The sequence below is a fragment of the Novipirellula methanifontis genome (assembly GCF_052161655.1).
Taxonomy (GTDB): Bacteria; Planctomycetota; Planctomycetia; order Pirellulales; family Pirellulaceae; genus Novipirellula.
In genome coordinates this window covers 1,227,557-1,237,979 of record NZ_CP197418.1, presented here as the reverse complement: position 1 = coordinate 1,237,979, position 10,423 = coordinate 1,227,557, and the positions used below count along the sequence as shown (strand labels likewise).

6 protein-coding genes are annotated in these 10,423 nt (G+C 55.5%); 1 reads left to right on the top strand and 5 read right to left on the bottom strand.

What is annotated here, in order from left to right; genetic code table 11:
* Positions 1 to 56: 56 nt before the first annotated feature.
* Genes SH528x_RS04360 through SH528x_RS04340 form a run of 5 tightly spaced genes read right to left on the bottom strand, consistent with a single transcriptional unit; the run spans position 57 to position 8,194 of the window.
* Positions 57 to 2,585: a cyclic nucleotide-binding domain-containing protein gene (locus SH528x_RS04360; protein WP_442509306.1), complete on the bottom strand. Its 2,529-nt coding sequence runs from the start codon at positions 2,583 to 2,585 to the stop codon at positions 57 to 59.
* Positions 2,582 to 4,369 carry an NAD(P)H-dependent oxidoreductase subunit E gene (locus SH528x_RS04355; RefSeq protein ID WP_442509305.1) on the bottom strand — a complete coding sequence of 596 codons (1,788 nt, stop codon included), beginning with the start codon at positions 4,367 to 4,369 and terminating at the stop codon, positions 2,582 to 2,584. Before SH528x_RS04355 ends, SH528x_RS04360 begins: the two co-directional genes overlap by 4 nt.
* 9 nt (positions 4,370 to 4,378) lie before the next feature.
* Positions 4,379 to 5,758: a multiheme c-type cytochrome gene (locus SH528x_RS04350; RefSeq protein WP_442509304.1), complete on the bottom strand. Its 1,380-nt coding sequence runs from the start codon at positions 5,756 to 5,758 to the stop codon at positions 4,379 to 4,381.
* On the bottom strand, positions 5,755 to 7,251 hold the full coding sequence (locus SH528x_RS04345; protein ID WP_442509303.1) for a hypothetical protein: 1,497 nt from the start codon (positions 7,249 to 7,251) through the stop codon (positions 5,755 to 5,757). The genes SH528x_RS04350 and SH528x_RS04345 overlap by 4 nt, the downstream gene beginning before the upstream one ends.
* 10 nt (positions 7,252 to 7,261) lie before the next feature.
* Entirely contained in the window at positions 7,262 to 8,194 is a 933-nt protein-coding gene (locus SH528x_RS04340; RefSeq protein WP_442509302.1) for a hypothetical protein, read from the bottom strand.
* A 269-nt stretch (positions 8,195 to 8,463) separates the two neighbouring features.
* Between SH528x_RS04340 and SH528x_RS04335 the strand changes: the two genes are divergently transcribed.
* Positions 8,464 to 10,422, top strand: coding sequence for a hypothetical protein (locus SH528x_RS04335; RefSeq protein WP_442509301.1), 1,959 nt, complete (start codon positions 8,464 to 8,466; stop codon positions 10,420 to 10,422).
* Position 10,423: the final 1 nt, after the last annotated feature.

Genomic DNA, 10,423 nt, shown 5'->3' with positions numbered 1-10,423 from the left:
CTAAAGATTTAGCGGTCCAGGCTTTCGCCGTACCGCTACTACGTCGACAAGTTTGCTTAACACGCCGCGTCGCCCCGCTTGGTGATCTCTAGCAATTCCGGACCGGTCATCCGGAATGCGGCCTCGTGCGGACACGCGTACACGCAGCTTGGTTTTCCATCGACGCTGCGGCACAAATCGCACGTCGTCGCTCGCTGCTGGACCACCGGCATCTTCTTGCCTTCGACTTCTTGATAGACCGTCTTCAGCTTGCCCGATGCATCGACCTCCTGCTTTGGAAAACCATGCATGTTGATGTTGCCGTACGGGCAATTGTCGGCACACAATCCACAACCGATACAGTAGTCTTCGATCGCGATCTCGAGTGAATCACCATCGCGGTGAATCGCATCGACCGGACATCCGACCAAACAGTACGGATCCATGCACGACCGGCAACTGCTGGCGACCAGGAACTTGTCAAACCGCAATCCGTCGCGAACCAAACGGGTCACCCCTTCATGCGTGTCGGCACATGCCTTGGTGCATTCGTCACATCGGGTGCATCGCTCGAGGTCCAAAACCAACAAACTTTGCGCCAAATACAATCCTTGATCCAGGAAGTCCTCCGATTCGACCGCTTGCAGTCGACTGCGAGCCTCCTGGTCTTTCTCGAGAATGAACTTCGCTTTGGCGGCGAGCGAGTCCTTGAGTTCTGGAAATTGGGCGAGCAGATTACGGAAATCTTCGCCACGAATCCGGATCAATTCCACGTGATCCAACGCCGAACAGGTCGCCGTACGCACGCCGGGACGAACCGTTCCACCAAGAGATTCGGAAAGTGTATCGCCGATACTCGAAAGCAAACCAATTTCGCCAAATCCATTGCCAGGACCGAGATAGCTTAACACTCGCTCGTCGCGGCCGTATTTTTGCGTGACCTTTACGAAGCCAAGTTTATTGACGTAATAATTGTCAGCCTGATCGCCTTGGGCAAAGATGACTTGGCCCGGATCGACCGAGATCAGATCGGCTTTGTCCCGCAGAAATTCGGCGGCCTGTTTTCGTTCACTCTCACCGAGCGAATCAAAAATCGGCAGCGATTCAATTTGGCCTGTCAGCGAATACTTGCGATACGCACGATCCAAAATTTCGCGGCTCACTTCGTTCCGCTGCAACATGTACAACACATTGCGTTTGATCTCGAGTACTTCGGCGGCCTGAGTCGCGACCACGGTTGCACTTCGCGGATAACGGTTCATACACGTCATCTCGCCCAAGATCACGTCATCACTATTACGCAAAATCCGTTGATCCTCGGAGAGTTGGGCGGCGCTGACATCGGCCAACTTCGCTCGTCCGCCCACTTTTTCGACCACGGTTTTCAAACCGCCCAGCCATCCGAACAATCCGCCTGCGGATCGGTTGCGGACCGCACCCCGTGTGGTCGCTAGAAAAATTTCAAACTCACCGCTGAGGATGATAAACGCGGTCGAGCCGTATTCGCCTTCGCGGCACAACACGTCGCCTTCTTTCAGAATGCGGCGAACGACTGCGGCACCGTTGAACTGCAAAAATTTGTAAGGGATGCCGGAGAACAGCGGATAATGAATCAGCTCGTCGGCCGTCACGATGTCGCCATCTTTATTCTCGGCGACCATGTCATCGCGAACCCGTTTGATCTGGGTTTCGATGAACGATGGCTGGAACTGCAGGGCACCAGTTGGACAACTGACCGCGCATTCACCACACGAAACGCAGGTACTTTGCCCCATTGGATCTTCGAGATCAAAGGCGATATGCGACTCGTACCCTTTGCCGCCACGGCCGATCACGTTGTTGCCCTTGATCCAATTGCATCCTCGCTGACAGCGACCGCACATGATGCATTGATCGTGATCCACGGCGATCATTTTGCTGCTGTCGTCCTGCCCTCGCTCGAGCGAGCGGGGGGCGAAACGAGACGCATCGATCTCCATCCGCCGAGCGACCGCGGCCAACTCGTTGCCAGGCGCCGACCACTGCGAACTTGGCAGATGGTCCGCAATCAACAGCTCGACCACCGTTTGGCTGGCGGCTTTCACACGCACCGCGGCGTCTTTGTCGGTTTCGCTCTTGATCGTGTTGACGATCATGCCGTTGGAAACTCGCTGGACACAGGACGGAACCAATTGTTTCCGCGGTCCACGGCGAGTCATCTCGGTCGCCTCGACAAGGCACACGCGGCACACACCGACGGGAGGCAGATGTTCTTTGTGACAAAGCGTTGGGATCGGATGCTCGTCACCGGGTTCACGGACAAACACTTCGCTTGTCGCGTCAAAGATTGTGGTGTAACGCGGTTTCGGTGCCCCGGTCGCATCACGAATGACGTTGCCCTGGCTATCTCGCGTCGGCACCGCCTTTTTGACCGTGACTTCGCGACCATCAATCGTCAACGTGACATCTTCGTCCAACTCCGAAGCGGACGCTTTATGAACACGGACCAATTGACCGTCGACGTCACGTGCAAACAGACCTTCCTGTTCCGCAACCACTTGTCCCGGCAGATCACTGATATCAAAGTTGACGCTTGCGACGTCTTTGGGATCGATTTCGTTGCTCATGATTTCGCCACTTCCGACGGTTTGTTACGACACGCTTGGCGAGCCAAATCAGGAAAGAATTTCAAAAACGTTTGCAGCGGATTACTGGCAACTTGCCCGAGTCCACAAATGCTGGTCGCTTGCATCACACCGCTCAGTCCCAACGCAATCGGTTCGAACGTATCGAACTCTTCGCGAGTCACATCACCCGCAAGTAACCGCTCGCCCATCTCGGTGACTTTCTCGGACCCGATCCGACAGGGGACACATTTGCCACAGGTTTCGTTTCGATAAAAACGGCTGTTGGCGACCGCTTCGGCTAACACATTGCAGCCTTCGCCATAGATCACGATGCCAGCACCGAGCATGTAGCCCACCGCTCGTGACACGTTGATATCCAGCGGCAAATCACGAATATCGATCTCTGTCACTCCCTCAGGAACGTTCGCATCGACGAATCGGCGACTGAGGAATTTGACTGGAATTTTGGGCGGCAGCAATCCGCCTGAGGGGCCGCTGAGCGCGACCGCTGCGATCGTCTTGCCATCTTTCATCCCTCCGCAATGAACGTCGATCAGTTCGCCGAGCGTCGTACCGGTTGGAACTTCATAGACGCCCGGTTGATTCAAATCACCGCTGATCGAAAACAGCCGTTTGCCTTTCATCGCTGGGCTCGATCCGACGGTCAACGGTCCTTCTTTGACGCCTTGGCTGGCAAACCAATCGCCGCCGTCCTTCAAAATTGCGGGTGCCCAGGCAAACGTTTCGACGTTGGAGAGCAGAGTCGGTTGATCATACAAACCGTTGGTCATCAATTCAGGAGGCCGGTTCCGCGGTTCGGCCCGTTTGTCTTCCATCGCTTCGATCAATGCGGTTTGTTCGCCACAAATGTAACCGCCAGGACTGGGGAAGACATCGAGTTCAAATGAGCGACTGCTGCCGAAAATATTACGACCGCAGGCACCAAGCTTGACGGCGCGAGCGATTTCCTCGCGGCACTTTTCGATCTGTTCCGGATACTCGTGCCGAATATAGATCCAACCGCGAGTCGCCCCAACCACCAAGGCGGCCAGAATCATGCCTTCGATCGTCAGGTAGGGAGCGGCCAACAGGATCTCGCGATCTTTGAAAGTTCCCGGTTCACTTTCGTCGGCATTACAGACAATAAATTTTTCGCCCGTGCTGCTCTCGGCACGCATCACGTCGCCCCATTTCAAGTAGGCTCGGCCACCGGCGCCCCCCATCCCCAGCAGGCCCGCGTTCTCGAGAGCCTTGAGCACTTTATCGGGATCGCCACCGCCCGTGATGTACTCGCGAATTCGCTCGTAACGCCCGCTGCCTCCGTAAATATCCATGTCCCACTTGCCGACCTTCGCTTTGGCAAGTTCCCAGTCCGAATTAAATTCGGGTTGTTGTCCCTGCATGAGCGCATCGATCGATTGCTGGATCCCCGCTTCGCTACCACAGGCAATCAGTTGTTCGTTAACCATCGCGGCCGGAGGACGATCGCAGCGTCCTAGACACGATACGCCACAGACTTCGACATCGTGGCCATACTTTTTCTCGGCCCAATCGGCCACGCGTTCGATCATCGGGACCGAACCATTTAAATGGCAACTCATATCGCGACAAACGTGAACTTCGACCTTCGGTGGCGGATCGGTGCGGAAGTGCGGAAAAAACGTGACCAACGCATTGACGCGGTGCATCGGAATGCCCAATTCCTCTGCCACCGATTCCATATCCGCATGCGTCAGGTATCCGCCACGTTTGGATTGCCGTTCGTGTAAAGCTGGGATGATCATCGTGGTTATTTACTCGGGGTTCGCTTGGCTTAGGGTCGACGCCAATTGCGATTGCAAGATACGCAGAATCGTTTGACGAAATTTTGCAGAGTCAAAATCGGCCGGGGAATGCAGCGATACGTTTTTGTCTGGACTGGGTTCAGGTTGAAATCGCAGCGAATGCTCGAGCTCGTTCAACGAACCGGGAGCTTGCGACGCATTTAAATCACGCAGCAACGCGTCAAGTTCCAAGTACTCAATCGCCGCCTGATGCCAATCCACCGGAGGCGGCTGATTCTGAAGTCGCTCCTGCATCGACTTCAACTCTTGATGCGGATCGATTGTCTCGGTGGCAAGTTGCTGGGCAAGTTTGCGATACTTGACCGCCAATGACTGGCCACTGGCGGCAATCTGTTTCGGATCACTGCGATGGGGCGAAAGTTTTTCGAGTAACGCCACATTATCGCGAAGCTCCAACTGGTTCACGCTGTGCCATGAATTCCAGACTGGCAGTCCATCGCTGACGTGCAGCGGCGATTTCTTTTTATTCGATGGTGGCACTCGGAACTCGCGGATCGACAAACTTTGGTGACACGCGAAGCAGTCATAATCAGACAATTCAGGCCACGGCACAGTCGGGTCTTGCAAATGGTCGCTGGCGCGTTCGGAGGACAGTTTTGCTGCCGCGGCGAGATTGACCGCACGTCCTACGGCGCGAAGCCGAACATGGGAAGCGTCAAGTTCTCGATCACGACGGGAATCCCAATGGGCCGGCAAATTCGCCAGATAGATCGGCAAATCAAACCGCAGCGCCGGATGTCCTGCCGCGATCAAATCGTGATTCATGTCACGAACCAAGCCGTCCTCGGTTCGCGATCCGATATGGCATCGAACACAGGTTTCCGCTCTGCCGATGATCGAATCCATCTCACGCATCGATTCGTTCGTCGCGGAATCCCAATCGGCATGAATATGCGAAACAAGCCAGGCCCCGGCCGCTCCGTGGCACGATTCACAGGTAACACCGGAGGCGAGAAACTCAACAGACAACCTTCCATTGGCCGCAGTTTGTGATGCAGTTGCAGTGGTATGGCAACTGATACACCGTTTTCGCAGCACCGCGTCGTAGGCTTCGCGTGAGCCCGACGCAGAACGATCTAGCCGGCTGACGATCGCTTGCGAATCACGGTCATACAGCAACCGTCCGGCATTGGCATGCGGGTCGTTTGCAAGCCACGTTGACAGTGAGTGATTCCAAGCTGGACCGCGACCGATCGCGCCGCCGTGGCAAGTTGAAGTCGCACACGACGAATTCCCAACAAAGGGTGATGGCTCGGCAGCCGTCGCAGTGGCGCTGATCGCCAACCCAATCAGCCCCAACCAAATCAGAACGCTCCACACGCGTTTCATCGCTCCACCTTCGTCACCGCGCCCGGCGGATGATAACGATGGCAAAGCGTGCAGCGATCCGACGCCCAAGTCGGATGACCGCCCAAAAGCGAAACCGTGTCGGACGACGCAAGCGAAGCGGGCGCCGGCAACTCGGAATCACGATGACAACCAGTGCACGATTCAATCCCGGCGATCATCACAACGTCTTGATCGGTGGCCGGTTTCGCCGCTGTGTCGCTGTTGTAGGCCGCTGCATGACAATATTTGCAATCGATTCGGCGATGTGCCGCGTGATCGTAGATCCCATGCTCGAACCATCTCGCTGGGATCATCTCGGCACTTTGATTCCCAAGCGATGCACGGATAGCTTCGTCTGTAACCGAAGCCTCATCATGACACTTCAAACACTGTGACTGCACTCGTTCTCTTGCCAAGCGAACGTCGACGATCGAAGAGACCGACTCACCGGTCGCGGGTTTCCCAAGTCCTTCACCTGGCACAGCGACCGTTCGTGCATCGCCGCGAGGAGATCTCGCTTGACCGGTCGCTCGCACCCCATCAATGGTTGCTGCCAACAATAAGTCGACTTTGGACCAGGGTACCGCGTGAGGGATCGGCGTCGTATCGGCCGTCGCGGCCCCCGAGTTCATCGAGTGACATGCCGAACAATGTTGTTCGAAGGACACTGGCGCCATATATCGACCCAACTCGCCGTCGGACGCCAGCGTATTGGCACCGCCGGGGTTGCCCGCCATCTGGTGACAACTGCCACAGTCCAACTGCACCGCCGCGGAATCATCTTGTCCGTCGACCCGGTACCGATCACGCAGCGATTCGTCAAGCATCGCCAACGTCATCTCGCCGCGTTGTCCGGCATCAACTTGTCCGGGTCGCATATGTTGAGCGTGATCGAATTTCACGACGCCTGGGTCGGGCTTCTGCAGCGAAGCAAAGTCCCCGTGGTCCGCTTTCGTAAACGCAACCACATTGGCATTGACCGTCGGTGCGGCGGAACACACTGAACTGAGATTGGCGTGACACGAAGCACAACGTTCGTTGGCGACGAGGCTCAGATTGTGATCGCGGCCCTGGTGATCGACATGGCAACCTGCACAATTCTGGTCGACTAACTTTGCCTCGTCCCGCATCGTTTCGCGATAGTGGTTGCCGACTTGATGACATGACTGGCAAGCGGTCTCGATATGTTTGATCGACTTAACCGCATTTACGCCAATTGGCTTCACGTCCAACGAAGAGGCTTCGGCGCTGATGGGAGTAAAGTTTTGGTGACAGAGCTTGCAATCGTTTTCAAACGACGCATGGGCAATCGCCACCGGCCCCGTGCTGAGATGAGATTTGCCAGCCGAACCCGCCACGACGAAACATGCGTACAGCAATGCAGTGATACCGCCCACTGCTATACAGAGAGTGCGAAACCGATGCAGTCCACCGCGGCGACGGTAGTAATCGATTTGAATTCGCTGAGATCTTTGCTTTCCCGTTTCACGCATTGTCGATCATTTACCAATACTTTAGCGCAGTCCAAACATGGGCTGCTAACAAAACGGTCACAGCAACGGACAATCCAATATGAATTGGAATCCACGCATGGAGCCAACGATGAACGGTTGACTGGGTATCAAATTGGCGACGTTGATCACAAAAACTTTCGAAGATATTCACGATCGAACCGCTTTCTTCGCCGCATGCACTGCGAAGCCGGTCAAACCACACACTCGCACGTTGTCGATCGTTCACCGGCGTTTTCGCCTCATTACCGTGAAGCAAAAAAGGTTGAATTTCGTCCAACGCATTCCACAACGCGGGGCCATCCGTGTTGGTCGACGCAAATTGTCGCGTCTCCAACACCCGGCCACGTGTTTTGCCTGACTGACGTACAGCACCAACGACGATCGCTCCGGCTTTGACCGCTTCAAATTCACGTTCTTCGTCGGCGTCATCGGGACCTCCGATGCGACGACCACATGCACTGAGCAATAATCGGCGAGCATCTTCGACGGTTTGCTGCGAAACATAGTCGATTTGATTATAGATCGTTTCGCCTGGCAGATTACGCAACATCCAGCGAGGCAGGATGTTTTGTACGATTAATCCATAGATTCCGCTGAGGATGCACAACACGAACAGCACCATGAAGGTGGCAGGCAACCATCCGCCTAAATGAAACCCACAATGCACGATCGCTAACGGCAGCGAAGCCAAGCCAAACCAAAGATGGGCAGCCATCCAATATTTCGCTGGAATCAACCGCAAACGACGAAGGGCCTTTCGTGGCCAAAGCAACATTTCGAAAACGATGATCGAACCGGCGGCGATACCACACAACAATCCGGCTCGACTGCCACCGCCAACCCAACGGTTCGCCTGAGAAGACTCAAGCCAGTAATAGATGATGCAGCCGAGAGTCACGACCAACGTCGGAATCAGGAACATCAGATGCAATCTTGTTTGGCTGCGGTTCAATAGCACGTCAGATAGCACCTAAGAGTAAGTGACAAGATCGCCCGTCGTCAGGATCGATACATCCCGCGGAGAGCAACCCTATTAAACCCCCGTGATGGGTAGTCGTCAATCTTCGCACCGCATCCCCATAAAATGTCGAGAGAACGCTGTTGTTTTGCCGATCAACGATTATCGTACTAGTCTAAGGTAATTTGGGGGGTATCCATTAAAACCTTCTTCGTCTAACCCCAAGTCGCGTGATGTGGCATCAGAAAAGAACGAGCGTTTGCACTTTGTTGTGGATCGGGATGGCCCTCGCAACGACTCACTCGCGGGCTCAAGAACCGATTCCTACGCTGCAGGGAACGCCCCAGTCGATAATGACGCCCCAGCCGTTGCCATCCACGGCGCGCGTTTCAGAAGGAATCTCTGCTCACATTCTGAATCCCGGTGTTGTTTCGTCGCATTTTCGCACCACGGGGACGTTTAGTTTCGGCACACTGGATCGACTGCATTATCCAATTCTTCGCCAAGACTTGATGGTCAACAGTGCCGCCTCGTGTGCGACATCCAATTGCCACGCTGGCCCGCGGCCTGGGGTCACCCAGCCTACGGTGCGACGTGGAGCGGAATACCAACTGTGGCTCGACAATGACCCGCACGCTCAAAGCTGGAAAACGATTTGTAGTGACGAAAGCGTGGCGATGATGCAGCGTCTGAAGATCATGGATGGCGACCAAATCATCGATCAAGTCGGCTTTGACAACTGCATGGCGTGTCACAATTCGACTCGCCGCTACAACGAACCCCGCACGAATCGCGACACGCACATGGGCCTGAGCGATGCTGTCCACATGGCCCAGTTAGCTCCTCATCGCAATCAAAATAGCCCCGACGACGTCAACACATTCCAGCGGGAAGGGGTGGGATGTTCGTCGTGTCACGGCCCGAGCGAGCGATGGATCGGGACACACTTTCAACACCATTGGTCGCCTCAATTCGCCAGCGACGAAGGATTTGTCGACGCGGGAGACCTGTACGTGCGTGCGCGGATGTGTGCGTCGTGTCATGTCGGTGACAAAGATCGTGACATGAATCACGACATCATCGCAGCCGGTCATCCGGCACTTCGCTACGAATTGGCGACCTTTCACGCTTGGCAACCCAAACATTGGCGAGATGCCGAAGCCAAAGACCGCACCTATTACGAGGCCCAGCTGTGGTTGGCCGGGCAAATTGCAGCGACCGACGCGTCACTGGCTCTGCTCGAAACGCGAGCCGCCAAATCGCATTCGGTTAGCCAATGGCCCGAATTGGCTTCGTATGACTGTGCCTCGTGCCATCACAACCTTGGCTTTGACAACGATCGAGCCCCGGTAACGCCGGATCGCAAAGCGGTGGCGTTGTATTCGTCTTGGAATGACGCGGGTATTCGCTGGCTTATCCATTACCGCATCGACACGGGTGCCGCGACGCCTGACGATTTTGAATTACTCGAATCGCTCAACCGAGTGCAGTTGCAGATGGAATCGCAACCGAAAGCAGACCCCGGATTCGTCGCCGAGTTGGCTCTACAGGCCCGCAGGTCACTTTCCCAATGGTTTGACGGCCCCGCAGGCCAATTCGAGCGAGCCCAATTCCGCAGCGATCGATTGGGGCAGCTGGTCGCCGCAGCCGCCGGAAAACAGCAAACCTGGCATACTTGGGAATCGGCGGTGCAGTTTTACTTAGCCGCCGTCGCCGCTCGCGAAAGCTGGCCCGGCGGATGGAAAGGCCCCGCCCACGATCTCGCACAACCGCTGCGTGTCGGTTTACGCTATCCTGAGATGATTGACGTCAGCCGCTACTCCAAACGTAACGAAAGCGGTCCGACGCTCAGTCGTGCCGAAGCGACAAAACTTGGAATCGAACTTGCCGGATGGCTTGGTCCGATTTACCAATCGCAAATCAGCGAAGAACCACAAGACGACGAAGCAACGACCGAAGCACTGCGAAACGAACTGCAAGAGATGATCCAGCGGATCAATGAACGCTGGAAAAAATTAAACGAGCAACGAGCCGCCGAGGCCAAACAAGCTGAGGCAGCAGAAAATAAGAATGCCGATGGCAAACCGGAGACGCCTCCAAAGCCGGAGCGAAAACCGAAAACACGTGAAGAGCTACTCGAAGAACTACGACAGATGCAAGACGCCCGGTCGCCCGACGAATCGGACAATTGAT